This is a genomic window from Tateyamaria armeniaca, from assembly GCF_045797845.1.
GTDB lineage: Bacteria > Pseudomonadota > Alphaproteobacteria > Rhodobacterales > Rhodobacteraceae > Tateyamaria > Tateyamaria armeniaca.
Genome location: NZ_JBHDIY010000002.1, coordinates 1,951,728 through 1,977,915 on the forward strand (window position 1 = coordinate 1,951,728; position 26,188 = coordinate 1,977,915).

18 protein-coding genes are annotated in these 26,188 nt (G+C 60.2%); 5 read left to right on the forward strand and 13 right to left on the reverse strand.

The genetic code is table 11. The features are described 5' to 3' along the window. The first annotated feature begins 70 nt into the window (after nt 1-70). Nucleotides 71-1,861: a caspase family protein gene (locus ACERZ8_RS09895; protein ID WP_407592039.1), complete on the forward strand. Its 1,791-nt coding sequence runs from the start codon at nt 71-73 to the stop codon at nt 1,859-1,861. Nucleotides 1,862-1,879: 18 nt separating this feature from the next. Here ACERZ8_RS09895 and ACERZ8_RS09900 read toward each other — a convergent pair whose 3' ends face one another. From ACERZ8_RS09900 to ACERZ8_RS09910, 3 genes are read right to left on the reverse strand one after another with little or no spacing between them, the layout of a single operon-like run. Further along, nucleotides 1,880-2,806 (reverse strand): hypothetical protein, encoded by a 927-nt coding sequence (locus ACERZ8_RS09900; RefSeq protein WP_407592040.1) that lies wholly within the window; start codon nt 2,804-2,806, stop codon nt 1,880-1,882. Further along, complete coding sequence (locus ACERZ8_RS09905) at nt 2,803-3,267, reverse strand: hypothetical protein (protein WP_407592041.1); 465 nt, start codon at nt 3,265-3,267, stop codon at nt 2,803-2,805. The genes ACERZ8_RS09900 and ACERZ8_RS09905 overlap by 4 nt, the downstream gene beginning before the upstream one ends. Next, a complete protein-coding gene (locus tag ACERZ8_RS09910) occupies nt 3,264-4,349 on the reverse strand; it encodes a glycosyltransferase (protein WP_407592042.1) in 1,086 nt (361 codons plus the stop codon). The genes ACERZ8_RS09905 and ACERZ8_RS09910 overlap by 4 nt, the downstream gene beginning before the upstream one ends. Before the next feature lie 120 nt (nt 4,350-4,469). Between ACERZ8_RS09910 and ACERZ8_RS09915 the strand changes: the two genes are divergently transcribed. From ACERZ8_RS09915 to ACERZ8_RS09930, 4 genes are all read left to right on the forward strand, one after another. After that, complete coding sequence (locus ACERZ8_RS09915) at nt 4,470-4,790, forward strand: hypothetical protein (protein ID WP_407592043.1); 321 nt, start codon at nt 4,470-4,472, stop codon at nt 4,788-4,790. A 73-nt stretch (nt 4,791-4,863) separates the two neighbouring features. Beyond that, nucleotides 4,864-7,737: a caspase family protein gene (locus tag ACERZ8_RS09920; protein ID WP_407592044.1), complete on the forward strand. Its 2,874-nt coding sequence runs from the start codon at nt 4,864-4,866 to the stop codon at nt 7,735-7,737. Next, a complete protein-coding gene (locus ACERZ8_RS09925; RefSeq protein ID WP_407592045.1) occupies nt 7,730-8,179 on the forward strand; it encodes a pyruvate/2-oxoglutarate dehydrogenase complex in 450 nt (149 codons plus the stop codon). Before ACERZ8_RS09920 ends, ACERZ8_RS09925 begins: the two co-directional genes overlap by 8 nt. After that, a complete protein-coding gene (locus ACERZ8_RS09930) occupies nt 8,164-10,446 on the forward strand; it encodes a glycosyltransferase (RefSeq protein ID WP_407592046.1) in 2,283 nt (760 codons plus the stop codon). The genes ACERZ8_RS09925 and ACERZ8_RS09930 overlap by 16 nt, the downstream gene beginning before the upstream one ends. Before the next feature lie 78 nt (nt 10,447-10,524). Here ACERZ8_RS09930 and ACERZ8_RS09935 read toward each other — a convergent pair whose 3' ends face one another. From ACERZ8_RS09935 to cysG, 10 genes are all read right to left on the reverse strand, one after another. After that, complete coding sequence (locus ACERZ8_RS09935; protein ID WP_407592047.1) at nt 10,525-12,423, reverse strand: alpha-amylase family glycosyl hydrolase; 1,899 nt, start codon at nt 12,421-12,423, stop codon at nt 10,525-10,527. Between the two features lies 1 nt (nt 12,424). After that, nucleotides 12,425-14,050, reverse strand: coding sequence for an alpha-D-glucose phosphate-specific phosphoglucomutase (locus ACERZ8_RS09940; RefSeq protein ID WP_407592048.1), 1,626 nt, complete (start codon nt 14,048-14,050; stop codon nt 12,425-12,427). Between the two features lie 13 nt (nt 14,051-14,063). Then, complete coding sequence (glgX, locus tag ACERZ8_RS09945; protein ID WP_407592049.1) at nt 14,064-16,142, reverse strand: glycogen debranching protein GlgX; 2,079 nt, start codon at nt 16,140-16,142, stop codon at nt 14,064-14,066. Between the two features lie 47 nt (nt 16,143-16,189). After that, nucleotides 16,190-17,620 (reverse strand): glycogen synthase GlgA, encoded by a 1,431-nt coding sequence (gene glgA, locus ACERZ8_RS09950; protein ID WP_407592050.1) that lies wholly within the window; start codon nt 17,618-17,620, stop codon nt 16,190-16,192. A gap of 4 nt (nt 17,621-17,624) precedes the next feature. Further along, nucleotides 17,625-18,896 (reverse strand): glucose-1-phosphate adenylyltransferase, encoded by a 1,272-nt coding sequence (glgC, locus tag ACERZ8_RS09955; RefSeq protein ID WP_407592051.1) that lies wholly within the window; start codon nt 18,894-18,896, stop codon nt 17,625-17,627. Beyond that, nucleotides 18,893-21,112, reverse strand: coding sequence for a 1,4-alpha-glucan branching protein GlgB (glgB, locus tag ACERZ8_RS09960; RefSeq protein ID WP_407592052.1), 2,220 nt, complete (start codon nt 21,110-21,112; stop codon nt 18,893-18,895). The genes glgC and glgB overlap by 4 nt, the downstream gene beginning before the upstream one ends. A gap of 127 nt (nt 21,113-21,239) precedes the next feature. Next, complete coding sequence (locus tag ACERZ8_RS09965) at nt 21,240-22,853, reverse strand: alpha-amylase family glycosyl hydrolase (protein WP_407592053.1); 1,614 nt, start codon at nt 22,851-22,853, stop codon at nt 21,240-21,242. 206 nt (nt 22,854-23,059) lie between these two features. Continuing rightward, the gene (locus ACERZ8_RS09970; RefSeq protein ID WP_407592054.1) at nt 23,060-23,665 is read right to left on the reverse strand and encodes an alpha/beta hydrolase; all 606 of its coding nucleotides are present in this window, start codon (nt 23,663-23,665) and stop codon (nt 23,060-23,062) included. Between the two features lie 10 nt (nt 23,666-23,675). Beyond that, nucleotides 23,676-24,608 carry a VOC family protein gene (locus ACERZ8_RS09975; RefSeq protein WP_407592055.1) on the reverse strand — a complete coding sequence of 311 codons (933 nt, stop codon included), beginning with the start codon at nt 24,606-24,608 and terminating at the stop codon, nt 23,676-23,678. 154 nt (nt 24,609-24,762) lie between these two features. Beyond that, on the reverse strand, nt 24,763-26,166 hold the full coding sequence (gene cysG / locus ACERZ8_RS09980) for a siroheme synthase CysG (protein WP_407592056.1): 1,404 nt from the start codon (nt 26,164-26,166) through the stop codon (nt 24,763-24,765). Between the last annotated feature and the right edge of the window lie 22 nt (nt 26,167-26,188).

A 26,188-nucleotide genomic window follows, 5' to 3' on the forward strand; every position in this document is an offset into this window, starting at 1 on the left:
CCAGCATTTTTGTTGCGAGGGCGCGTGTTGAGGGGATAGCCTTTCCCGGACGTCACCTATGGATTTTCTCATGATTCGACTGAATTTTCAGATACTGGTTACATTTGTTTTTTTCCTTTTCTCCGTAACGGCCGCACTGGCAGAGAAGCGCACCGCGTTTCTGGTCGGCAATGGTGCGTACGAGCACGCAGGCCAGTTGCAGAACCCATCTGCGGATGTCCGGCTTATCGGAAGCGTGTTGGAGGATCTGGATTTCGAAGTCAGTCTGTACAAGGACCTGACGCGCGCCGAAATCGGTCAGCGCTTGACGCGGTTCCTTGATGCCAATGACGACGCGGACGTCACCATTGTCTACCTCGCCGGTCATGGGATGCAATTCGAGGGGCGCAACTACTTCCTTGGGACCGATGCAAAGCTGGAGACGGAATTCGACATCCTGTCGGAAACCACACCCATCGATTCAGTGATCAGGGCGGTGCAGTCAAAGTCGCGCGCGTCGCTTATCTTTATCGATGCCTGCCGTGACAACCCGCTTGCCACAGCCTTCTACAATGACAACCATTCAGAAAGCCGCGCTGTGCAAACCCGCGGGCTTGTTCCGCTGGCATCGTCCGCCAAGGGGGCGATGGTCGTGTTCTCCGCATCAGCGGGGCAGGTCGCCTATGACGGGACAGGTGCCAATTCGCCCTTTGCGGCCTCTGTAGCGCGGCATCTCGACACCCCCAACTCAGAAATCCTGAGCGTCATGAAGCGCGTTATTGGCGATGTCAGACTGGAAACCGAAAACAAGCAGACGCCGATGATCAGCAACGATCTGGCGACCGAGATTTACCTGAACATCGGTGAAGGTGAAGCTGGCCAGACGCTCGCCTTTCAACGGGAGAAGGCCTTGTTTGACGCGGTTAGTGAGATGAATTCGCTGCGTGCATGGTCTGTCTTCCTCGACAGGTTTCCGGACAGTCAGTTTGCAAGCCTCGCGCAACAGGAACGCGACAGCCTTGCCCGTTCGGACAATATCGTTGTCGCAAACCTGCAGATCGGCCAGATCGAACGCGGTGCTGAGCAGGAAAAGCTGGGCCTGACGGTCGCGGATGTGCGTTTAGTACAAACCAAACTCGGTACGCTCGGCTATGATGCGGGCATTGCTGACGGCGTGATGGGGTCGCTCACCCGCAAAGCGATTGCGGATTTTCAACAGGCCAATGAATTGCCTTCGACCGGGGTGATGACGGAATTCACCGCGCGGGCCATGGGCATTCAGGTGTCCGGGATGGAGGTGAGTTCGATCCCCATTTACTCGTCTCTGGATGCGCGCCAATGGAGCCCGGACGCCCTGGCACAGGTTGAAACCGATCCCCGTCTGCTGCGCGCGGCAGAGGTTCTGAAAGAACGTGAAATCCTGTACGGCTGGTACAACGATCACCTTTACATCGGCGTGCTTGGCTGGCGACTGGACTGGTTGGGCGCGCAGGAACTGGCCGAACGAGCGGGTGGGTATCTGGCCGTGTTTGCGGATCAGGCGGAAAACGACTTTGCCTACGAACTGGTCAGCCGGGATGATCGTTTCTGGCAAGTGAGCAATGCAGGCCAAGGGCGCCATACCTACGGGCCCACATTTGGATTTTATCAAAAGAAGGAAGGGCGCGAACCCGATGGCGGGTGGTCATGGATAAACGATCAGCCTGTGTCATTCACCAATTGGTCATGGGGCAATCCGAACAACGGTGTCGATTATGACAGCGAGTACGCGGCATTCTACCGTTGGATCAGCGACTTGAGTATCGAGAAGTTCACCGGCAACGAATGGAACGATGTCGACCTGCCGCGCACCGGCCGTGCCTTTATCATGGAAATCGAATAAATAGGGTGCTTGCGCTGCCTAGTTGATGCGCATCGCGCCATAGGCCCGCTGGCTTCGGAAGGTCGATTTAAACCTCTGTGACGCTTCGGCGTCCATCTCTGTCAGGTCCAGACCTAAATCACCATTGATCTGAGCGAGAAGGTCTCGGGACTTTGCCGCGCGGACATTGCTGTCAGCATATTTTGGGGCGATCCGGTCTTTCCAGAAATAGTCGGTCCAGCCATAGTCCGAGACTTTTTCGATATCAAAACCCTCCAACGCGGTCATGACACAGCCCAGACGCGCGCCGAAAATGGCCCAATCCCCGCGCTCAACGTCGGCGCCAATGGTGCACCAGACCTTGAGCCGCTCCATGTTGCTCGGTCCGATGTGCAGGGTCAGCGCCTCGGCGCGTGGAAGGTCAGGATAGGCCGCATAGGCCGTTTGCCCATCCGCAAGGTTCAGCTTGACGCCTTCGCGAAATCCAGCCCGAAACGCCTGATAATCTGATCCGACCACATCCGCTTCGGTCACCGGGCGGGTCACTTGGTAATAGGGGACCGTCCAGCAGAAATCGATTGCGCCCAATTCGTTCGCGGCATTTTCGTGCGTCTGCAAGGTCAGGAGGGTCGTGCGAGGCCAGATCTTGAGCCCCCCGTTGCCGTAGCGCAGTCCGTTGATCACGTTGCGTGCGCTGAAAGAAAACACGCGACCCAGATCACGGGGGGCGACATCGAAGCACGAAGACAGAAAATCCGGGTCCAGCAACACATTGTCGGCGTCAATGACGATTACATGCTCGGACGTCGCAACCGCGCCTACGCGCCGGTGCGCAGCATCGAACCCCTTGACGCCATGTACCCGCTGGACACGCGGAACAGCGGTGCGGATATCTTCGAAATGGGCATCCGCGTTCGGCTCATCAAAGCTCAGAAACACCACATCACAGCGCGCAAGGTCGATCATAGCACGTCCCATCCAGCGTTTGGCCCAAGATTGATGATGGCGGACGGGCGCCATTTCTCTCTCAAAAGTCGGCGACGATAGGCAAGATACGAAGGCCAGTCCAGATCGCGTGCAAAAGGCGCGTTGGCGGCGACATTCGGAAGGGTGTCATAGGCAAGTCCTTCGGCGATCAGGCCGCGATATTCCACAAGATCGACAATGAATATAGGCACCATGTTCTTGGCCTTTGCACTGTCGCGCACCGCGTCGAGATATCGCGCGATCTCGTCCCACCCCAGACCTGTCACATCTACAAGCATTGTCGAAAGCAACTTGTCGTCCCGCGCAACGCCATCGACTTGGGGGCTGTCGGCGTTGAAAGGCCAAGATGCTTCAAACGCATTTGCCGGGCGTTCGTCATTGTTCAACTTGGCTTGGGTTGGCTCTTCGTCCTTGGGTGATTTCTGCAAACCGAAAATCATGGCGCCAAAACCCGTGCCGGGCGGCGCATATCCGCCAGTTCATGAAACAGTGACCGCCATGTTGCCCCAATGACGGCCCAGTCCCGCGCACGGACGGCCTGTGCTGCCATTTTGCCGCGTGTGGCCCACACTTCCGGCCCTTCGGCCAAGGCGCTTTGCAACGCCTTTTCCAACGTTCCCGCAACTGTGTGATCATAGAGTATTCCGGTCGAGGGCATCTGCACCGCATCCCGCAGGCCAGCTGTATCGCTGCCCAGAACGCCACGTTCCAGCGTCTGCGCGAGAATCGCCGAGCCTGAGGTCAGGGAGTCTGTGTAGGGCAGCACCACGAAATCAGCGGCCGCATGGGCTTGCGCCAATTCCACATCGGTTGCGAAGCCGAATTTGGCCATGATCCGGGGATCATCCGGGATCGACAGATCCTTCACATCCGACATTCTGTGACCTGTGAGAACAAGACGGTCTTCTGGTCCTGCGACCTCAAGAAATGCATCGATCAACGCGTCCGGTGCCTTATTCCCGCGGATTTGCCCGGGCAGCAGAACCACGTTGAGCGCACCGTCCAGTTCAAGCGCAGCACGCGCCGCATCCCGGCGCTGCATCGGGTAGACGCCATCGTAGTTGCCATGGGCAATAACGCGCACCTTGTCCAAGGGCAGTGCGTGGTGGTCCATCGCCGCCGCCAAGGCAGGAAGGGAGTGCACATGCACAAGATCGCAAAGCGTCATCAGCCCGTTGCGGATTTGTTCGGCCACGGCCCGGTGGCGCTGATCATGCGGCATCAGGTTGTGCATGGTCCAGACAATGCGACCCCCGGTGTCGCGAAACCCCGACAGCGAATCCAGAAACGCCTGCGCAGACAGATGACCGCTGGTGATGGCGGCCGTTTCCCAATGCAGGTGCAGGACATCTGGTCCATTCCGTGCCCCAGCATCGGCAACAAGCCGCTCAAATCCGTCCAGCGGTTCGGCGGCAACTGTCGGGCCAAGGGATCGATAAAGGAGGTCCTGATAGGGATTGAATTCTCGATAATCAGGGAAAAACCGAACATTTACTGGGCGGGGCGGGGTCGAATTGAACATGTCAAAGACAATGCCACGGCCTTGAAAGCTTGGCGAGGTGCTTTGACAGAGGCGTTGCCCGACGTGTTGACTTGATAAGACATCGCTTCCTATCATCAATCATTAACAAAAGGTGTTTGCATGCGTGGATGGATTGCAGGTCAGGTCATTTTAATCGTCGGTATGCTGGGATTGCCGGGCACTGCGCGGGCGCAGGATTTCGGCAGCAGTGCCTTCACGTCAAAAGCTCAGGCAGAGGCGTACCTGAAGGCCAACCCAACCGGCCCAAGAGCAAAAGCCGCGTTTCTGGCGATCGTTGAGTTCCAGCTTGCCCAAGAAAACCCCGGGTTTTCCCGTTCGGATATCGCCAGAGGTGTGAACCTCAGAGCGCCGTCCGTACCATCGCGCCCCAGACCGACAGCCACGAACAATGATCGAGATGGCGGTGGGGATCTTTACTAGGCAGCAACATCGCGCAGGGGCAGAAAGGCCGCTTGCGCGATGGTCGTCGGCATGTTGCATGGCCGTTTTTGTGATGGCTTTTGCAACACCCGCAATTTCTCAGGACACGTCAGAAAACCAAAGCGCGTCCCGCGTCGCGCTGGTCATCGGCAACTCTGCTTACCAGAGCGTCACGGCGCTGCCCAACCCTGCCAATGATGCCCGCCTGATAGCAGAAAAACTGTGGGAATCCGGTTTCGAAGTCATCGAAAGCATCGATGCGGATCGCGAAACGATGCTGGCCGATCTGGCCACTTTCCGCAGCCGTCTGCGAGAAGGCAGCGAAGCGTTGTTTTTCTATGCGGGCCACGGCGTTCAGGTGGGCGGGCGCAACTATCTTCTGCCGGTGTCCGTGTCGCCCTCGTCGATTGAGGATTTGCGGGCGCAATCTGTTGATGCACAACTGTTTGTCGACATCATGGATGGCTCTGGTGCGCGCTTGAACATTGTCCTGCTCGATGCCTGTCGCAACAATCCTTTCGTTGCCCTGGACACGCAGGATGCAGATGAGATTGCCACGCGAGCGATCACGATTGGACAATCCCGCGAAGAGGTGCAGCGTGGCTTGGTTCTGTTGTCCGAAGCCTCGTCGGGCGGGCTGGCCGAAATGACGGCGGGCGACAGCGAAACCATGATCAGCTTTGCCACCGCACCGGGCGCAGTTGCCTTTGACGGTGTTGGCCAGCACAGCCCCTACACGGCGTCCATCGCCGAAAGCATTGATGAGCCGGGTATTGAACTGGCCGAACTGTTCCGCCGGGTGCGTGGGGGCGTGCGGGAACGCACCGACGGTCAGCAGATTGCTTGGACGACCAGCACGCTTGAAAATCCGTTTTACTTCAAACCGGATACGCCAGATCTGCGCAATTCAACGACCGGGTTGGGCGTTGAGGGCGACACCTTGGGCGCACTGCCGCCTCAGCGCATCGTGGACCGCGTGTTCTGGCGTGCGATCCGGGACAGTGACAAACTGGACGCGTTTGAGGCTTATGTCAGAACCAGCCCGGATGGCGCTTTTGTCGATGATGCACTTGCGCACATCGCGTTGCTGGGCGGCGACCCTGACACCGTGCAGGAAGTCGACCCGGTGCTGCCTGTCCTGCCGCAACAAAACGACAGCCTGCGTACAGAATACAAGGCAGACGTGGTCGATCGGCTGGCCCGCAGCCAAAACGCAGTGCCGATCGGTGTGGGGCCATCCCGGATTACCCTGTCAGAGCAAAGCGCTGATGGTTGGGTCTATGTTTCGCGCGCGCCGCGCCTCGGCGAAGTGCGCACGGCAGGTGGCAGCGCGCTTAACCAGGGCACGGTGCATTTTGTGCGCGCGGGCGAGGCGTCGGAGTTTGAACCGTTTGTCGGATCGAACGGCGGGCTTGAGGCACTTGAGGGCGATGTTCTGGGACCGGAAGGTGCCACTGATCCGGTGCGGATCGACATCGAAAGCTACGTCGATGCCTGTGACATGCTTGCGGGCAACCCCTATGACAGCGCGCGGGTCACAGCCGGTACGAGGCAATTCATTCTGGACCGTAATTTTGAAGGGGCCATCGCCGTTTGTGAACTCGCTGTCGCGCGCCACCCCGACACTGTGCGGTTCTGGGCGCAGCTTGCCCGCGCCTACCGCGCGGCTGGGCGGTACGAAGACGCGCGGGAGTGGCAGGTCAAGGCGGTTGATGCAGGTTATATCAATGCGATGGTCTACCTCGGCCAGATGCATCTGGACGGGCAGGCGGTCTCGCAGGATTTCACACGGGCCTACGAACTTTTTGAAACGGCCGTTGCGGCGGGGGACATTGCCGCCCTGACTGCCCTTGCATGGGTGCACCGTGCAGGCGTCGGTGTTCCGCAGGATTACGCCGTGGCCCGTGAGTTTTACGAACGCGGCGCGGCGCGCGGAAACGACTGGGCAATGACAAATCTGGCCGAATTCTATCATAAGGGGCTGGGCGTCGCGCGCGATGCGCAGGAGGCGGAGCGCTGGTACATCGAGGCGGCAAAATCCGGCGAGCTGACTGCACAGACCCGGTTGGCGCGCATGTATCAGGATGGTGACGGCATCCCGCAGGATTTTGAGCAGGCACGCTTCTGGTTTGAAACGGCGGCCTCGCGGCAAGTGCCGAACGCGTTGACGCGTCTTGGGATCATGTATGAAAAAGGTCAGGGGACAAGCCCGGATATCGAGGCTGCGGCACGTCTCTACGTGCGCGCCGCACAAGCCGGTGACGGCGAAGCATATTACCGGCTTGGGCTGCTATACGGGTCGGGAGCGCCGCTGTTTGATGATCCGTCGCGGGCCGCATTGCTGCTTGAGCGAGCCATAACCGAACAGGTCTATGGTGCAGAACGGGCACTGGCCAAGCTGTATGAAACCGGGCGCGGCGTCACCAAGGACATCGCCAGGGCACGCGCGCTTTACAGTGTTGCAGCACAAGGCAATCCATGGGCCGCACGCGATGCTGGTCGGGTGTTTGCGTCAAGCGATGGTGTCGATGCGGACTTCGCCACAGCGGCAAACTGGTATCGGCAAGCCGTTGACGGGGGCGTGCCATGGGCGGCCCTTGATCTTGCAAAAATGACCGAGGCCGGGCGCGGGGTTGCGCAAGATCGGACCGAAGCGCTGATTTTCTATGCCAAGGCGCGCAGCCTTTCGGAAGATGCCAATCTTGCGCGGTTGGTGGATGAGGCCATGGCGCACTATGACAATGCCGAGTTGGTGAAGGCCGCACAGGTTATGTTGGCACGCATGGGCAAGGAACCCGGCGTGGCCGATGGGCAGCTGGGTGCCGGAACCCGGCGCGCCCTGGATCAGGCATTCACAGAACAGGGCGCGGACCTACCGTCCGGGCCCATCACGATCGAAACTCTCGCCGTACTTGCAGCATCAATTTTGGAGACCGAAAATGATTAAGAAACGCCTTGTCGCCATCGCTATGTCGCTGCCGCTTTTGCTGGCGGCCTGTGACGAAATACCGGTCTCATCGGGTGCTGCCGCGGGTGACGTGTCGCGGCTGCAATCCCTCGGATACGATGTTACGGGGCGCAGTGCTGATGGGTCGACCACAGTTCTGCGCTATTCTGGACCGGTCAATGCGTCAGTGCGGTGCGGGACGCCGTCCGGCCCCCGGGGCACACTGAAGCCACGCGTCGTTGCGGCCAATGGAACAGTGCTGGAATATGAACTGAACACTCACCTCGTTGTGTCGGGGGGTGGTGCTGTGCGCGATGGCCTGTATGTCGTGAGCCAGATCACACGTCCGTCCGGGCGGGGGGCAAGCAAGGTGGAATCCATCGCCTTTGAACCCGGCACGCGTGGGACATTCGTCTCGGGTCTTTCGTGCCAAGCGACCTGATACCGGGATCACGATCCATCAAGGTCGACATTGCCATCATCGCTGACATTCGCGTCGGCGATGTGGCAGCGCCATGCCATGCAGCCGCCGCGTCTGCTTTGGTTGGTGCAGGCTACAGCGTCGCAATTGTGCCCGTGATCACCGGTGCGATCCCTGCTGATCCTTACCGAGTTGATCCAGACATGGCGGACCTTCTGCAAGCCGGGACTGTTCGGCGGGTTGCACGGGGCGCATCAATCGAGTGCAGTCTGGCACTGGCCTTTGATGCCCGCATTTTCGCAGCCCCCCTCACCGGATGTCCGCAGATCCACGCGACACATCGCCTTGTCACAATCGAGCGACCCGCGGCGCTGGCCATGCAGGCACGGTCTGATCTGGATCGGTTGCGCGCGCGGGCAGAGATCGCAATGGGCGGTTCCGTCAACTGGTGCCCGACGTCAATCACGGCACATGATGCGATGGCTTTTGCCGTCCCGGACTGGCCCGTGACGGATGTTGTTTGGGCACCGGTCGCACCGGATTTGTCGCACGTGCAGGCCGACGCTGCGGATCGGGCGCGCCCAACGATTGGCCGCACACGCATCGCGCGCACGCGCCCCACGGACGTGTGGCCGGATGTTTGCCTGTCCTCACCCCTCGTTGCTTTGCGCGCGCGCGGTGAGCCGACATTGGCAAGCGACGTGTGGCCCCGGGCCGCCCCAGTCGAAAATTGGTCCGACAAGACGCTGAATATGGCCGACTTCTTTGCCAAGCTGGATTTGCTGTTCAACCCGGACGTGGCGGCGAATGACCCCTATCCGGTTGAGGCCTTGATGGCGATTTCCGCGGGCGTCATTCCCTGCCTTCCCGAATCCTACCGCGAGTTGTTCGGGGGAGCGGCCATCTATGGATCGGACGAAGAACTGTTGCAGGCCGCCATCAAACTCAAACTGGACAACCAGGTGATGACATCGGCGCGACAGGCGGGCGCGGCATTGATGAAGGTGGTGTTTTCGCGTGACGTGTTCGTCGCGCGGGTCAAGGCGCTTGTCGGTGCGCCTGAGCGTGCAACTTTTGCCCCCGCAGTCCATGCAGAGCCGAACACACGCGTACTGTTTTACTCCACAAACGGGATTGGCATGGGTCATCTCACACGGCAATTGGCGATCGCACGCCGCCTGCCTGAACGCATTCAGCCGGTTTTTGTCAGCCACTCGCGCGCGGTGGATACGGTGCGCAGATTTGGTTTTGTTGGCGAACACCTCCCGTACCACGCGACGTACGGCGAGGTGAAAGCGCATTGGAACACCGGCCTTGCTGAGGCGCTGAATGCGATGTTTGCATTCTACAAACCGCGCGTCGTGATTTTTGATGGCAACATGCCGTTCATCGGGATGCTCATGGCGCTGTCAGACAATCCCGCCATAACATCGGTATGGATCAGGCGCGCCATGTGGGGGTTGGGCAGAGATATGGAGGCGCTCGACCGGGCCGAGGCGCTCGATCTTGTTGTCGAACCGCTGGACCCGGCATGGTCGCGTGATGACGGGCCAACAGTGGCGCGTGCATCGCAAGTGCGTGCGGTGCCGCCTGTCCGCATTCTCGATCAAGCCGAGATGCCCAGCCGCGTCGAAGCATGTGCCGCCCTTGGCCTTGATCCATCGGACACGAACGTTCTGGTCGCCACCGGGGCTGGCAACAACTTTGATATGGCGCGGATCACCGGACAGGTCATTGACCGGGTCCATGGGCGTGCTGGTCTGGGCTGCGCCCTAGCCGAGTGGCAGATTGCGCAAGATCGCCTTGACGTGCCGGACAGCATTGCCCGACTGTCAGGCTATCCGTTCTCGCAATACCTGTCCGCATTTGACGCTGCCGTTGCGGCCCCCGGCTATAACACCTTCTGTGAACATCTCGCGGCTGGTTTGCCGACCCTGTGGGCTCCTAACGAAAACGAGCAGATGGATCAGCAGATAGAACGTGCACGCTATGCGGTCGATCAGCGATGTGGCCTGATGGTGCGCCGTGATGCGCCGTTTGATGTAGCGTCGGCCTTGTCCGATCTGCTACATTCAAAGACGCGCGGCGCAATGGCAAGAGCCGGGGGTCGGGTGGCCGCGGAATGCATGGCGCAGAACGGGGCCAGCGAAGTTGCGCAAATTGTAACAGACCTTGCCGTGTCGTCCGTCGCGCGAATGCCATATGCATACGCGTCGGATACCGAAGACGACCCCAGCACGGATCAGCCCGGGCATCAGGAACATGACGGTGCGACGACCCTGAGTTAGCCGGGCGAGGCACAACGCCGATGGCGTTCTTGCGCCTGCGTGGAATAGACCACGGCGGCACTACGCCGTTGCAATACATCAGTCCGCCGAAATCCACAGCATTTGATAGGGCGTCAAAGTGATACGTCCCGCCTCGACCGGAACCTGCATTTCGCTAAGCAGGTCATGCAATTCGGGCTGACCGTCAATACCAAGGCCCGAAAGGCTTGCATACCGCGCCCCCGCCGCGAAATTCGCAACACATGTCAGCGTGCCTGTATCGCCCAGGCGGGCAAAGGCGAACACTCCGTTGTCCGGCGCTTCTAACACGCGGGTGGGGACATAAGAGGCAAGGCGCGCCGTGCCTTTGCGCCGCTGCATGACGTGGCGCACGCGCGCCAGCAACCGTGCAGAGGGTGTCGTGGCATTGTCATCGGCTGTCTGCGTCCAGTCCATCGCAGGCCGTTGCATCCAGCGCCCGTCATCGGCCTGCTCTGGATCGTCGAGGAATCTGTGATCGTTCAGCAGCCCCAACTCATCCCCCATATAGATCAGCGGTATGCCCCCAAAGGATGCGATCAGCGCAAAACCCAGTGCGATCCGGTCAAGCGCAAGATCAACAGCGGTCGCATCGCATTGTTCGAGCGCGGATTCCAGTCCCGCAAGGCTGGCAAAGCTGCCATTGGTGCGCCGATCTCCCGTTTCGGGGTTGGACTGGAAATCGGCGCCACGCGCAAAACTGCCAGCGAAACTTCCATTGTAGAAATCGGCCAAATAGTTGCGATGGGACGGGGCATTAAGATGCGGAATATGAGCGGCATCTTCCTCCGTGATGGCCCACCCGATGTCGTCATGACAGCGGATATAAGTGGCAAAGCACGCCCGCCGCATGGATTCCGGAAAATGGCTGCGCAACACGTGGGTCATCAGGCGGGTGTCTTGTGAGGCCAGCGCCGACCAGTACTGCACCATCAGGGAATTGTGATAGGCCAATTGGCTTTCGCGCCCCGCATGGCTGCCCGTGCCAAGGTAGGGGACAAGGTCAGCCGGGCCCACAATCGCCTCGGCCTTGTGAATGACCGCAGGGGCCGCAACGCGGGTGGCCTGCGTGATCAGTTGCAACAGATCGTGGACAACCGGAAGGTTCTGGCAATTCGTGCCCATCTGCTTGCCCATGAACGCCACAGCGTCCAACCGAAACACCTCGACCCCCTTGTTGGCAAGGAACAGGATCGTATCGAGCACGGCCAGCAGGACTTCGGGGTTTTCCCAGTTCAGATCCCACTGGTATTCATTAAACGTCGTCCAGACCCATTTGCCCATGTCCGGGTAGTAGGTGAAGTTTCCCGGTGCCTGATCGGGAAAGATTTCGGTCAGCGTGCGTTCATAAAGCTTGGGCAGTGTGTCGTCATCAAACATCCGATAGAATGCCTGATAAAACGGATCGCCGGCCTGTGCTTTCAGCGCCCAATCGTGATCCTTGGCGGTGTGGTTCAAAACCATGTCGATGCAGGTGCTCATGCCCGCAGCCCGCAGCATCATCGTGGTTTGCTGAAAATCGGCCATGGTGCCCAAGGTGGGGTTGATCTCGCGGTAATCCTGCACCGCATAGCCGCCGTCATTGGCCCCTTCGCGGGGTTTGAGGCATGGCATCATGTGCACGTAGGTGACGCCAAGTGATTGCAGATAGGGGATGTGCGCAGGCACATTCGCCAACCGGCCCGCAAACTTGTCGATGTAAAAGATGTAGCCGACCATCTCTTCGGACAGGAACCAGTCGGGGTTCAGGTCTCGCTCAAGGTCGAGTGCACGCAGGGACGCGCTGCGCTGCTTCCAGTGGCGCAGCAGCATGTGACGCAAGCGTTCGGACAGCTCTTCGACTTCGTGTTGCGCCCCGAACAGGCGCGCCATGGGCCCGATCAGGTCCTTGTGCCCGCGTTTCCAGCGCAGATCGAAAAGCTGCTGGTTCGTGATGCCGGGGCGGGCACGGGTCGCCATGTCAGGTGATAACGTCCGGCGACGTGCGCCCGGTGTGCTGTTCGAGGCACGTGATGGCATGCGCCGCAGCGATCACCGACATCAGCGCAGCTTGGGGCTCAAGGTCCAGTTTTTCGGTCTCAAGGCTTTCAAGATAGAGGCGCAGCGTCGCCCCGCTTGTGCCTGTGCCGGAGAGGCGGACCACAAAGCGCGCGCCGCCTTCGAACACGACCCGCACGCCTTGCTGTGCTGACGTGCTGCCATCCACCGGGTCGAGATATTCGTAATCATCCGCCTCGGCGACTGTAAGCGGCCCCTCGACATGGCCTTTGAGGCTGTCGAGCTTGCCGCGCAGGTCGGCCATCAGCGCGTCGGCCTTTTCGGTTTCAATCGCTTCGAAATCGTGACGGGAATAGTAGTTGCGTCCAAAGCGCGCCCAGTGTTCTTCCATGATCTCGGGTACGGATTTACCGGTCGCAGCCATGATGTTCAGCCACATCAGCACCGCCCAGACGCCATCCTTTTCGCGTACGTGATCGGACCCGGTGCCAAAACTTTCCTCACCGCACAGGCTGACCCGCCCGTCATCCATGAGGTTGCCGAAGAACTTCCAGCCCGTCGGCGTCTCGTAACAGTCAATGCCAAGCGCTTCGGCCACCCGGTCCACCGCCGCCGAGGTCGGCATGGAGCGCGCCACGCCTTTGAGCCCGTCACTGTAGCCCGGCGCCACATGCGCGTTGGCCGCGATAACGGCCAGCGAATCCGACGGGCTGACATAACAGCCCGGACCGACGATCATGTTGCGGTCCCCGTCGCCATCGGACGCACAGCCAAAGCCCGGGGCGTTTTCACCCATCATTTCGTCCATCAACTCATGCGCCCATGTGGGGTTGGGGTCGGGATGCATGCCGCCGAAATCGGGAAGGGGGGTCCCGTGTACAACCGTGCCGTCAGGTGCCCCAAGTGCGCCTTCCAGAATGGCGCGCGCGTAAGGCCCGGTGATGGCGCACATCGCATCAAACCGGATTTTCAGCCCATCCTTGATCATGTCTGCAATGGCGGGGAAATCGAACAGGCGTTGCATCAGGTCGACATAGGCCTCGACCGGATCGACGATGTTGACCTGCATCTCACCCAGCTTGGTCACGCCAATCGCGGACAAATCGACAGGCGCGCCTTGCCAGATCCGATATTGCGATAGTGTCTTGGTGCGCTCAAAGATCGCGTTTGTGACGGATTCCGGGGCAGGGCCACCGTTGGGCATGTTGAACTTGATGCCAAAGTCTTCGTCGACGCCGCCGGGGTTGTGGCTGGCCGACAGGATCACGCCGCCATCCGTTTCAAGCGTGCGAATGAGGTTCGAGGCGGCGGGGGTCGACAAAAGGGCGTTCTGGCCCACGATTGCACGCGCAGCACCATTGGCCGCCGCCATCGCCAGAATGGTCTGGGTGGCGACATCATTGTGAAAGCGGCCATCACCACCCACAACAAGCGTCTTGCCCTCAACGCCGCCGATCCCGTCAAACATCGCCTGCACGAAATTCTCAAGGTAATGCGCGCCCATGAACACCTTGCACTTCTTGCGCAAACCCGATGTGCCGGGTTTTTGTCCGTCAATCGGGGCGGTCGCAATCGTTGCTATGCTCATGGGGTGGCTCCTTTCAGGTGATGGCAGTCAATGTGAACACGGACACCGAATGTGCCTGCACCGGCACCGTGTCGCCCATCACGCAATACGGCCCCTCGTCCGGGGCGGCGGTGTTCAGGATACGCTCCCATGTCTTGTGGGGCACGCAAGGCGGCAGCACGACGTCCTGATCCGCGCCGTTGTTGAATACCAGAAAGATCACGTCGTCAGAGGCCGCGTAATAGGGTGTGGTCGACGATGTGCGCAGCTCGACCCCGATGGTTTTGGTTTTCGGGTCTTCCCATTCTTCGCGCGTCGGCGCGGCACCATCGGGCAGACGCCAGAACACGTCCGGTTTGCCGTCTGCACTGCGCGGGCGCGAATGCAGGAAACGGGTCTGGCGCAGCACTTTGTGTTCGCGGCGCAGGCAAGCCAGTTTGCGCACAAACGCAAGCAGTTCGTCATCCGCATCGGCCCAGTTGACCCAGCCCAGCGGGTTGTCCTGACCAAAGGTGTTGTTGTTGCCCATCTGCGTGTTGCCGATCTCGTCCCCGGCCAGCAGCATCGGTGTGCCCTGAGACAGGAACCCGGTCGCAATCAGATTGCGCTGGCGCTGGGCACGCGCAGCGTTGATCTCAGGGTCGTCGGTTGGCCCTTCGACCCCCATGTTGTCGGACCAGTTCGCATCCGTGCCGTCGCGGTTGTTTTCGCCGTTCGCGTGGTTGTTTTTCCTGGAATAGCTGACGACGTCGCGCAGCGTCATACCGTCATGGCAGGTGATGAAGTTGATCGACGATGTGGCCGCGCGTCCTGAATGATCGAAAGTGTCGGCACTGCCCGTCAGACAGCGGCCCAGCTTGCCGGTTAGGCCATCATCGCCGCGCCAGAACTTGCGGATGCCATCGCGGAACTTGTCATTATACTCCAGAAACGGGTGGGGCCAGTTGCCGAGCTGATAGCCGCCGGGGCCAAGGTCCCACGGTTCGGCAATCAGTTTTACACGGCTCAGCACCGGGTCTTGCCCCAACGCATCAAGAAAGCCGCCATTGCGGTTGAAGCCTTCTTCCTCGCGCCCCAGCACGGTCGCCAGATCAAAGCGGAAGCCATCCACATGCATGACCTCGACCCAATAGCGCAGAGAATCCATGATCATGCGCAGCACCATCGGGTGCCGTACGTTCAGCGTGTTCCCCGTCCCGGTGTCGTTGATGTAATAACGCCCGTCGCCCTCGAGGCGGTAGTAGGATTTGTTGTCCAGACCGCGGAAACACAAGGTCGGACCCAGATGGTTGCCCTCGCCCGAGTGGTTGTAGACCACATCGAGGATCACCTCGATCCCGGCGGCATGGAAACGCCGGACCATGGCCTGAAATTCCCAGATGCCCGCCTGATCCATATAGCGCGGTTCAGGGGCAAAAAAGCCGATGGATTGATAGCCCCAGTAATTGCTGAGGTTCGCATCCACGAGAAACTTGTCATCCAGAAAAGCGTGGACCGGCAGCAACTGTACCGTGGTCACGCCCAGCTTGTTGAGATGTTCAAGGACCGGTTCGCTGGACATCCCAAGGAAACGGCCACGCTGGGCGCGGCGCAGGCCGGGGAATTCCGCAGTCATACCTTTGACATGCGCCTCGTAGATCAGCGTCTCTGAACTGCTGATCTCGGGCGGGGCGTCCTTGCCCCACTCAAAGCTTGGATCAACCACCACCGAACGCGGCACATAGGCCGCACTGTCGCGTCGATCAAAGCTGAGGTCGGCGGTCTTGGCCCCGATGGAGTACCCCATGACCGCGTCGTTCCACGCAACCTCGCCAATGATGCGCTTGGCATATGGGTCCAGCAGCAGCTTGTTGGGATTGAACCGATGTCCGTTTTCTGGATCGTAAGGCCCGTGCACGCGGTAGCCGTACGTCGTACCCGGCGTCAGGCCCGAAATATAGATGTGCCAGACATCACCGTCCCGCTCCATCAGAGGAATACGCGCGATCTCGATCCAGCCGTCGTGATCGAACAGGCACAATTCGACCCGTTCGGCATGTTCTGAAAAGACGGCAAAGTTGACACCCTCGCCATCGAAGGTGGCACCAATGGGCGACGGGCGGCCCGCAGACATCGAGTGATGTTTAAGCACCTTGGGTAAGTCGTGTTGAGCGGAGACGTTCACGCCAATAGCCTTTCATAGAGTGCAGCATATGCCGCGGAAGAGGCCTCCCACCCCAGTTGTTGCTTCATTCCCCGTTTTTGCAGGCGGGTCCAGCCCGATTTGTCGCCAAACTGGTCGGTGACGTTGCGCAGGCAGTGGCCAAAGGCCAGTGAGTCGACGGGATGAAACTGGAATCCCGTTGCCGCGTTCGATGTCTGCGCCATGACATTTGCGTTGATCACGCTGTCCGCCAGCCCGCCCGTGGCCGCCACGACCGGGACAGTGCCATAGCGCAGGCCATAAAGCTGCGTCAGCCCGCAGGGTTCAAAGCGTGAGGGCACCAACACCACGTCACCGCCGCCGAACATGCGGTGCGACAGTGCCTCGTCATAGCCGATGCGCAAGCCAATCCTGCCCGGATGATTGCGCGCCAGCATCCGCATCTGGTCCTCGATGGCCGGATCGCCACTGCCTAAGATGGCCAGCCCGCCACCCATGGCCACGAACTGATCGGCTGTGTCGGCAATCAGGTCCATCCCCTTTTGCGAGGTCAGGCGGCTGACGACGATGGCCAGCGGGCCGTCGATCTTCGACAGTCCAAACTCGGCCATCAACGCCTTGCGGTTCTTGGCTTTGCCTTTCAGTGAGGTGGCGGAATAGGCCGTGATTTCCTGGTCGGTTTCGGGGTTCCAGACGTCCATGTCGATGCCGTTCAGAATGCCGCTCAGGTCGGCGGCCCTGTGCGCGATCAACCCGTCCAGACCCATGCCGAATTCAGGCCTCATCAACTCGGCGGCATAAGTGGGGCTGACTGTCGTGATCGCGTCGGCATCAACCAAACCCGCCTTGAGCGTGCTAATCTGCCCCCAATATTCCAAGCCTTCCGAGGTGAACTCGGAAATCGGCAGTTGCATTGCACCCAGCATGGCCGCAGGGGCGAGGCCCTGAAACGCGATGTTGTGCACCGTCATGACAGTTGCGACATCGTGATCACCGCCAAGTTTCAGATAAGTCGGGGCCAGTCCCGCCTGCCAGTCATGCGCGTGCAGAACCTGCGGTGTCCAACCATCCGAAAGCCCGTCGCGCGCGATTTGTGCGGCGGCATAGGACAGCGCGGCAAAGCGGACCGGGTTGTCGGGAAAATCGGTCGGATTGCCGTAAGGCCCGCCAGGCCGGTCGTATAGGTGCGGCGCATCCAGCAACAGGACATCGACGCCCCCCGCTTGCCCGGCCATCACGCCGGCCGGTCCGCCCATCAGATCCTTGAATGCAAACACCTTCTTTTTGGCGGCGGCCTTTTCGATCAGTCCGGGATAGGCGGGCAGCAACGTGCGCATCTGCCATCCCGTCTGCGCGAGCCCTGCGGGAAGGGCACCGGCCACATCGGCCAGCCCCCCCGTCTTGATCAGGGGGACGCATTCAGACGTGACAGACAGAACCGTGCGCATCTGCTCACTCTCCGGCAGCGGCGCGCGCGGCGATCATCTTTTTGGTGATCAGGACAACGCCGCTGTCGGTCACGCGGAACCATTTTGCATCCTCGACCGGGTCCTGCCCGACGACAAGGCCATCCGGGATTTGTACACCGCGATCAATCACGCATTTGGACAGCTTCGCCTCGCGGCCCACGTCGACATAGGGCAGGGCCACCACTTGATGCAGCGAGGAAAACGAATGGCTGTGCACGCCCGTGAACAGCAGCGATTCACTGATTTCCGAGCCCGAGATGATACATCCGCCCGACACCATCGAAGACACCGCAGCCCCGCGCCGTTTCTCTTCATTGTGAATAAACTTGGCCGGGGGCACACTTTCCGCATAGGTCCAGATCGGCCAGGAGTTGTCATAAAGATCAAGCGGCGGGGTGAATTTGGTAAGGTCAATATTGGCCTGCCAGAACGCGTCGATCGTACCGACATCGCGCCAGTAAGGCTCTGTCTCAAGCCCTGACTGCACGCAACTGTCAAGGAAGCGGTGCGCCTGCGCTTTGCCGTTCTTGACGACGTAAGGCACGATGTCATGGCCGAAGTCGTGGCTGGAGTTATCATCCGCCATGTCGTTGATCAGCAATTCACGCAGGAAGGACCATTTGAAGACGTAGATCCCCATCGAGGCGAGCGCATTGTCCGGATCACCGGGAATGCCGGGCGGATCAGCGGGTTTTTCGAGAAAGTCGGTGATCCGGTCCGTTTCATCGCAATGCATCACGCCAAAGGCCGTCGCCTCCATCCGGGGGACGGTCAAACAGCCGATGGTCACATCCGCGTCGGTGTTCACATGCTGCTGCAGCATGATTTCGTAATCCATCTTGTAGATGTGATCACCGGCCAGAACGACAATGTATTCAACATCATAGCTGTCGATGATGTCGATGTTCTGGGCCACGGCGTCGGCAGTGCCGAGGTACCACTTTTCCTCGTCCATTCGCTGGCTGGCGGGCAGGATATCGAGGTATTCGTTCCGTTCCGCCCGCAGAAAACCCCAGCCGCGCTGGCAGTGACGGATCAGGCTGTGGGCCTTGTATTGCGTCGCGATGGCCATCTTCCTGATGCCGGAGTTGAGGGCGTTGGACAGGGCGAAATCCACGATCCGGGTCTTGCCGCCGAAGTAGACCGCCGGTTTGGCCCGGTTGTCGGTCAATTCCTTCAGCCGGCTGCCACGCCCGCCCGCCAGCACAAAGGCCATCGTGCGGTTGGACAGCCTGTCGTTTGGTGTCGGTTTCATGTGTCGTCCTCCCCTTCAATCAATATGACTGCCGAAAGCGGGGGCAGTGTGACGTTGGCGGATTGGTCCTGACCCATCCATTCCACGTCTTCGGCGCGCACTCCTCCCAGATTGCCACGCCCACCGCCGCCATATTCGGCGCCGTCCGTATTCAGTGCCTCACGCCAGAACCCCGGCCCCGGCAGCCCGATCCTGTGATCTGGCCGCTCTACCGGTGTCATGTTCAGCACCACGACAACGCGCGGATCACCGGGCGCACCGTGGCGTTGATAGACATAGATCGAATTTTCCATGTCGCCCCCGTCAATCCACGCAAAGCCAGATGGGCGGCAGTCGTTGACGTAAAGGGCGGGCGTTTCGCGGTAGAGCGCGTTGAGGTCGCGCACCAGTGTCTGAACGCCTTTGTGCGCAGGCGCATCAAGCAGATGCCAATCGAGGCTCTGGTTGTGGTTCCACTCGTCCCGCTGTGCAAATTCCTGCCCCATGAACAGCAGCTTTTTGCCCGGATGGGACCACATGAACCCGTAGTACGCGCGCAGGTTGGCGAACTTTTCCCAGTCATTTCCGGGCATCTTGTTCAGCATCGACCCTTTGCCATGGACCACCTCGTCATGGCTGATAGGCAGCACGAAGTTTTCCGAGAACGCATAGTGGATGCCGAAGGTCATCAGGTGGTGGTGGTATTTGCGGTTGATCGGGTCTTCTTCCATGTAACGCAGGGTGTCGTTCATCCACCCCATGTTCCATTTGAACCCGAACCCGAGACCGCCGTGATAGACAGGGCGCGACACGCCGGGAAAGGCGGTGCTTTCCTCGGCCACGGTCATGACACTGGCATCCTCGCCATAAACAAAGGTGTTCACGCCCTGCAGGAATGAAATGGCCTCGAGGTTCTCGCGCCCGCCATGGTCGTTGGGCACCCACTCGCCCTCTTTGCGGGAATAGTCGCGGTACAGCATTGAAGCGACCGCATCCACGCGGATGCCGTCCAGATGGTATTCCTCCAACCAGTAAAGCGCGTTGGAGGTCATGAAATTCACCACCTCGCGCCGCCCGAAGTTGAAGATCAGGGTGTTCCAGTCCTGGTGGAACCCCTCGCGCGGGTCGGCATGTTCATACAAGTGCGTGCCGTCGAATTGCGCCAGCCCATGTTCGTCCGTCGGAAAATGCGCAGGCACCCAATCCAGCAGCACACCCAACCCCTTGTTGTGGGCGGCGGTGACCAGCGCGCGGAATTCATCCGGCGTGCCGTGGCGGATGGTGGGGGCATACATGCCGATGGGCTGATAGCCCCAGGATCCGTCAAAAGGGTGTTCGGTGATCGGCATCATCTCGATATGGGTAAAGCCCATGTCAGCGACATAATCGATCAGGTCACTGGCCAGTTCCTCGTAGGACAATGGGCGATTGCACTCGGCACGTTTCCAACTGGCGAGGTTCACCTCGTAGATGCTGATTGGCACGTCGGTGTTGTGGTGTTCGGCACGGCTTTTCATCCATTTGCCGTCGGCCCAGTCGTGGCCCGCGATGTCGCGCACGATCGACCCCGTCTTGGGCGGATGTTCTGATCCGAACCCGACCGGATCGGCCTTGAGCGGCAGATCATGGCCGCCCGCACCCCGGATCGCGTATTTGTAGACGTCACCGGGCATCACACCGGGGACAAAGATTTCCCACACACCCGAGGCCCCCAGCCGTCGCATTCCATGACGGCGCGCGTCCCATGTGTTGAAATCACCAACGACCGCGACCCGTTCGGCGTTCGGTGCCCAGACGGCAAAATGCACGCCCGCGACGCCGTCGACGTTCATCACATGTGCGCCCAGCACCTTCCAAAGACGCTGCATCGACCCTTCGCCAAAGTAATAAAGGTCATCATCGCTCAGCACCCGGTCAAAGCGGTAGGGGTCCTCGAACGTCCATTTGTTTTCGCCCGCAACTGCGGTGAGGCGATAGGGCTGGTCTTTTTTGAGCAAAGTGCAAAACAGGCCCGGGGCGTCCGGCACGGGTTCAAGCGCGGTCTTGGTCGCTTTCCCGGTGACACAGGTGACACTGTCGGCACCGGGAACGAACACGTTCAGCGCAAAACCGTCCGGATGCTCGCGCAGCCCAAGGAAATGGAAGGGATCGGTCAGATGCCCGGCAAGAAGGGCGCCAATCACCTCGGCGGGTGGGGCGGCCTGCAAGGCCATGTCGCGCGTCAGTGGTTTTGCCATGCGATATTGGTCTTTCCAGTCTGGTGCGCCGTGCAGGATGTGTGCAGGACGCCGTCGTTCATCTGGGTGAGTTTAACCCCAAGTCGGGCCGGATGACACGGCCCTTCTTGGGAACGCCTGTCTGGCGTCACCCCACCGGGCTCTGATCTCCTCGGGTTTCGACATAGGCATAGCCGAAAGGCGGCAGTTTCAGACGGCCTTTGGCGAGCTGCGCATGGGCGGCACCTGCGAGGGTCGCGTCGCTGTTCACGCGCACCGACTGCGCCTTGTCCGACAGGTTAAAAACACCCGTCAGACTGACACCGTCGTGAGTGCGGCACACGGCCAACAGCGGATTGCGCACCTTCGGGAAGGTGGTTTCACCCAGGCTCAATTCCGGGCGCGATTTGCGAAACGCGAGGGCGGCGCGATAGGTCGCAAGCACCGAGTCGTTCTTACCCTCTTGCCCCGCAACTGCGTGCGCTGCCTGAGGCGCCTTCACGGGCAACCAAGGCTCCCCGGTGGAAAACCCTGCATTGGGCTTGCTTTCATCCCAGACCATTGGCGTGCGACAGCCATCGCGGCCCTTGTTGTCCGGCCAGAAGTCGATGTTGCCCAGATCCTGCAACTCGTGGAATTCGATGTCCGTCTCGGTCTGGCCCAGCTCTTCACCTTGATAGATGCCCAGCGTGCCGGGAAAGCTGACCAGCATGTTGATGGATTGACGGGCAACTGCCTCTTCCCACTCCGGGGCGGGCGCCCAGCGGGTGACGTGGCGCTGCACATCGTGGTTCGAAAACGACCAACAAGGCCAGCCATCGGGGGCGTCGCGCATGAACCCTTCGATGCAGTCGCGGAAATGCTTGGGCGTATGTTCGTGGCTGAGCATCGCAAAGGAATAGGCCATGTGCAGCTTGTCCTGACCCGAGGTGTATTCCCCCATGATCTCGATCTGGCGCAACCCGTCTTCGCCCACTTCCCCGATCATCATCCGGTCGTCGTATTTGTCCAGCAGCGTGCGCAGGCGTTTCAGCACCTCGATATTCTCGGGCTGTGTCTTGGAATGGATGTGGCGTTGCGCGCCATAGGGATTGCCCGGGAATTCCTTGTATTTGCTGGCCGGATTGTTGCGCAACTGCTTGTCGTGCACGTAGAAGTTGACCGTGTCGAGGCGAAAGCCGTCCACACCACGCTTGAGCCAGAAATCCATCGCTTCGAGCAAAGCGTCGACCACCTCGGGATTGTGGAAATTCAGGTCAGGCTGCGAGGTCAGGAAGTTGTGCATGAAATACTGACGGCGGCGCGGATCGAACATCCAAGCCGAGCCGCCAAACACGGATGGCCAGTTGTTGGGGGGGCTGCCATCCTTCTTGGGGTCAGCCCAGACATACCAGTCGGCCTTGCGATTGGTCTTGTCCTGACGGCTTTCCTCGAACCACGGATGCTGGTCGGAACTGTGCGACAGCACCTGATCAATGATGACCTTGAGACCCAGATCATGGGCGCGCGCCGTCAAAGCATCGAAATCCTCGACCGTGCCGAACAGCGGATTGACCCCGGTGTAATCGGACACGTCGTAGCCCATGTCCTTGTCGGGCGACGTAAAGAAGGGCGACAGCCAGATCGCGTCCACACCAAGCGAGGCCACATGATCCAGACGGCGCGTGATGCCGGGTAAGTCGCCGATCCCGTCGCCATTGTCGTCCTGAAATGACCTTGGGTAGATCTGATAGATCACCGCGTCTCGCCACCATTCACGCATCATCGGTCTCCTGAACCTATGAAATATGCCCATGCCGGGCGTGTTCTGTTAGCGCTAGCTACGCTTAACAACAGGTCCAAGACAACCGTTAAGGTGGGATACGCGGCAGATCGGTCACAGGTTTTGCAGCCATTCCGCGGCGTGCACTGGGTCTTCGTCGGAAACCAGCAAAACGCCGCTGGTTTTGGTGCCAGCAGCGTTGTTGATCAGGCGGCCATGAACCGTGCCAGTGCGTCCGCTTCGCTGCGGCGCAGTTCGTGCCCGCCATCGTGGATTTCACGGGTGACCTGAGCGCCCTGATCTTTGAACCATGTCATCAGCGCTTCGCTTTGCGGCCACGGACAAATCGGGTCGTTCTGGCCCGCTGAAATCAGAACGGCGCGGTCTGCAAGTGCGGGAACGGGTGCGGGTTGCCATGGGATCAACGGATGCAGCAGCGCGATACGATCAAACAGGTCCGGACGCTGCATGACCACCGCCGCCAGAATGTTTGCCCCGTTCGAATAGCCAAAACCATAAATCGGCGCGTCCGAATGCGTTGCCTTATGGGTCGCAATGAACCCCGCCATCTTCTCCGTCGCCCGCGCCAGATCGTCCATGTCGTAGACACCCTCGCCCGTACGGCGAAAAAACCGCGCCGCCCCGCCTTCAGACACATCGCCGCGGGGCGAGATTACGCCCGCCCCCGGCACAAGTTGTCTGGAAAAGTCAAAGAACTGGTGTTCGTCCCCGCCCGTGCCATGAAAGGCAAAGATCAGTGGCGCACCGGGTGCCGGGTCCGAGGTCAGTGCCGTGTAGGATTGCGTCGACATATGTGCCTCCTTAATCCGCGATTGTGGGCAACAGATCTTCAATCTGCGCGCGATGCGCCTCGTAGCGGGTCGGCAGTTTCAACGCTTGCCCAAGGTTTGCGGTATCCTCATCGCGATCAAAGCCAGGTTCGTTCGTGGCGATTTCGAACAGCACACCGCCGGGTGTGCGGAAATAGATCGCCCAGAAATAGTCGCGGTCGATCACGGGTGTGACCTGGTATCCGGTATCCAGCAGCGCCTTGCGCACGTCTTGCTGCGCTGCGCGATCCTCTACTGCAAAGGCGATGTGGTGGACGGATCCCGCCCCCTGATTGGCGGCTTTGCCCGATGATATCTCCTCAAGGTCGATGGTGTCAGCAGCATTGCCGCCTTCGATCACATAGCGGGTTGTGTTGCCTTCGCTTTCAGCCTTCTGGTAGCCCATATAGGTCAGCAACTCGCCCGTCGCGGCAGCATCCTGCAACCGGAACCGAGCCCCGCGAAAACCAAGAATGCCTGCGTCTTCGGGCACGTCCGTTCCGGCCCAGGGCGTGCGTCCCTGGGGCGCGCTTTCGACAAGCGCAAAGCTGTCGCCATCGGGTCCGTCAAAGCCAAGGCGCGCCTCGCCAAGGAAGGTGTCTTGTGTCAATCCGGTGACGCCTTTGGCGGTCAGCCGGTCACTCCAATAGGGCAGGGAGCCTGAGGGCACGGCAAATTCTGTTACGCCCACTTCGCCCACGCCGCGCGTCCCACGTGGCATCTGACCGAACGGAAAGTAGGTCATGACCGACCCCGGCGTGCCTATCTCGTCCCCATAATAGAGGTGATAGACCTCGGGCGCGTCGAAGTTCACGGTCTTCTTGACACGGCGCAGACCAAGCGTGTGCGTAAAGAACGCGTTGTTTTCATTGGCATCCGCCGCCATCGAGGTGACGTGGTGCAACCCTTTGATATCCTTGATCATGCTGATCCCTTTCGGCGTGTCTGTCTTTGGCTGAGAGACATCTAAGGCCTTTGGGGCGTTTCAAGAATAGACAGGCATGGGCATTCACTATTGCGATAGCGACAATAATCAGTCGATCTTGCGCAACAATTGCGTTATCCGCTGATGTGAGGATTTAGCCTGCAACGGCGTGCAACGCAGGGGCATTCTGCGCGACTGTCGCTTGGGCCACATCCGTGCGCCGCAAAAACAGGATTGCCGGACTGACAAGGCCATGCGCTGTGATTTGTCCAACCAGTTCAGTTGCGGCGCACTCCAGCACCCTTTGGTCCGCTCTTTGTGCGTTGCTGACGACCGTGACACGCACTTCGTTCAGCAGCCCCGCGTGCCCGAGAACATCAACGATCTGTGGGGCCGTCTGCATCCCCATGTACACAGCGACATTGCTGCGCGCACTCAGATGCCGCACCCAATCGGGACGCTCTTTGGCTTGCGCCTTGCGCCCAGTCGTCAGAACCAATGTGTCGGTCTCGCCCCGTTCAGTCAGAAAACCGCCGATCGCCGCTGCTGCGCCACTCGCCGCCGTTACGCCGGGTACGATCTCGTAGGACAGGCCTGCCTCCACCAGTGCCTCGGCCTCTTCCGCGCCGCGCGCAAAAACGCCCGGATCGCCGCATTTCAGACGCACAACCCGTTGCCCGCGCAACGCGGCCGACACGGTCAGGCTGTTGATACGGTCCTGCGGCCAGCTGTGACAGCCCGGTGCCTTGCCCACATAGACACGCTCGGCATCGCGACGCGCCAGTTCGAGGATGCCCGGATCAACCAGTCGGTCATAGAAAATGATGTCCGCCTCTTGCAGGCGCTGCACCCCGCGCAGGGTGATCAGATCGCTGCTGCCGGGGCCTGCGCCGACCAACGCGACTGGGGCGGGCCCTTTTTCCGGGATCCTGCCAGATGCAATTACCGTCTTGATAGCCGTCGCCACAGGCGCGTCACCCTGCTTGGCGTGTTGTGTGCGCATGGGGCCGTCAAACACCCACGACCACAAATCGCGGCGCTGGCGTGGACCCAGCCTGCGGGCGGCCAGCCCACGCAAACGGCCAGCGAGGGCGGCAAGGTCGCCAAGGCGCGGTTCCAGCATCTCCTCCAGCCGGGTTTTGATCTGACGGGCAAGGACGGGGGCCGTGCCTTCGGTGCCGATGGCCACCACGACCGGGTCGCGGTCGATGATCGACGGCGTGATGGCGTCGCACAGGTCTGGCTGATCCACGACGTTGACAATGGCCCCCGCATCCTTGGCCAGCATGTGCAGACAGGCATTCAAACCGGGACATCCTGTCGCCACAAAGACAAGGGCCGCATCCACAAAGGCCGTTGGCCCTATGCGGCCTCGACGCCAGTTGATCCGCCCGGTCCGGGCGAGGCTGTGCAACTCATCGTTCAGTTGATCCGCCAGAACGTCGATCTGCGCCTCGGTCTTCAGCATAAGGCGGCACTTCTGTGCGGCCTGCTCGCCTCCGCCGACAATAACAACACGCCGGCCCGTCATGGTGAGAAACATGGGAAAGGTTTTCATCTCGTCAGCTCCGATCTGTCTG

Coding starts and splice junctions, on each gene's coding strand:
- ACERZ8_RS09895 (WP_407592039.1), top strand. CDS start 71: ATGATTCGACTGAATTTTCAGATACTGGTTACATTTGTTTTTTTCCTT.
- ACERZ8_RS09900 (WP_407592040.1), bottom strand. CDS start 2,806: ATGATCGACCTTGCGCGCTGTGATGTGGTGTTTCTGAGCTTTGATGAG.
- ACERZ8_RS09905 (WP_407592041.1), bottom strand. CDS start 3,267: ATGATTTTCGGTTTGCAGAAATCACCCAAGGACGAAGAGCCAACCCAA.
- ACERZ8_RS09910 (WP_407592042.1), bottom strand. CDS start 4,349: ATGTTCAATTCGACCCCGCCCCGCCCAGTAAATGTTCGGTTTTTCCCT.
- ACERZ8_RS09915 (WP_407592043.1), top strand. CDS start 4,470: ATGCGTGGATGGATTGCAGGTCAGGTCATTTTAATCGTCGGTATGCTG.
- ACERZ8_RS09920 (WP_407592044.1), top strand. CDS start 4,864: ATGGCTTTTGCAACACCCGCAATTTCTCAGGACACGTCAGAAAACCAA.
- ACERZ8_RS09925 (WP_407592045.1), top strand. CDS start 7,730: ATGATTAAGAAACGCCTTGTCGCCATCGCTATGTCGCTGCCGCTTTTG.
- ACERZ8_RS09935 (WP_407592047.1), bottom strand. CDS start 12,423: ATGGCGACCCGTGCCCGCCCCGGCATCACGAACCAGCAGCTTTTCGAT.
- ACERZ8_RS09940 (WP_407592048.1), bottom strand. CDS start 14,050: ATGAGCATAGCAACGATTGCGACCGCCCCGATTGACGGACAAAAACCC.
- glgX (WP_407592049.1), bottom strand. CDS start 16,142: ATGTCTGCGGGCCGCCCGTCGCCCATTGGTGCCACCTTCGATGGCGAG.
- glgA (WP_407592050.1), bottom strand. CDS start 17,620: ATGCGCACGGTTCTGTCTGTCACGTCTGAATGCGTCCCCCTGATCAAG.
- glgC (WP_407592051.1), bottom strand. CDS start 18,896: ATGAAACCGACACCAAACGACAGGCTGTCCAACCGCACGATGGCCTTT.
- glgB (WP_407592052.1), bottom strand. CDS start 21,112: ATGGCAAAACCACTGACGCGCGACATGGCCTTGCAGGCCGCCCCACCC.
- ACERZ8_RS09965 (WP_407592053.1), bottom strand. CDS start 22,853: ATGCGTGAATGGTGGCGAGACGCGGTGATCTATCAGATCTACCCAAGG.
- ACERZ8_RS09970 (WP_407592054.1), bottom strand. CDS start 23,665: ATGTCGACGCAATCCTACACGGCACTGACCTCGGACCCGGCACCCGGT.
- ACERZ8_RS09975 (WP_407592055.1), bottom strand. CDS start 24,608: ATGATCAAGGATATCAAAGGGTTGCACCACGTCACCTCGATGGCGGCG.
- cysG (WP_407592056.1), bottom strand. CDS start 26,166: ATGAAAACCTTTCCCATGTTTCTCACCATGACGGGCCGGCGTGTTGTT.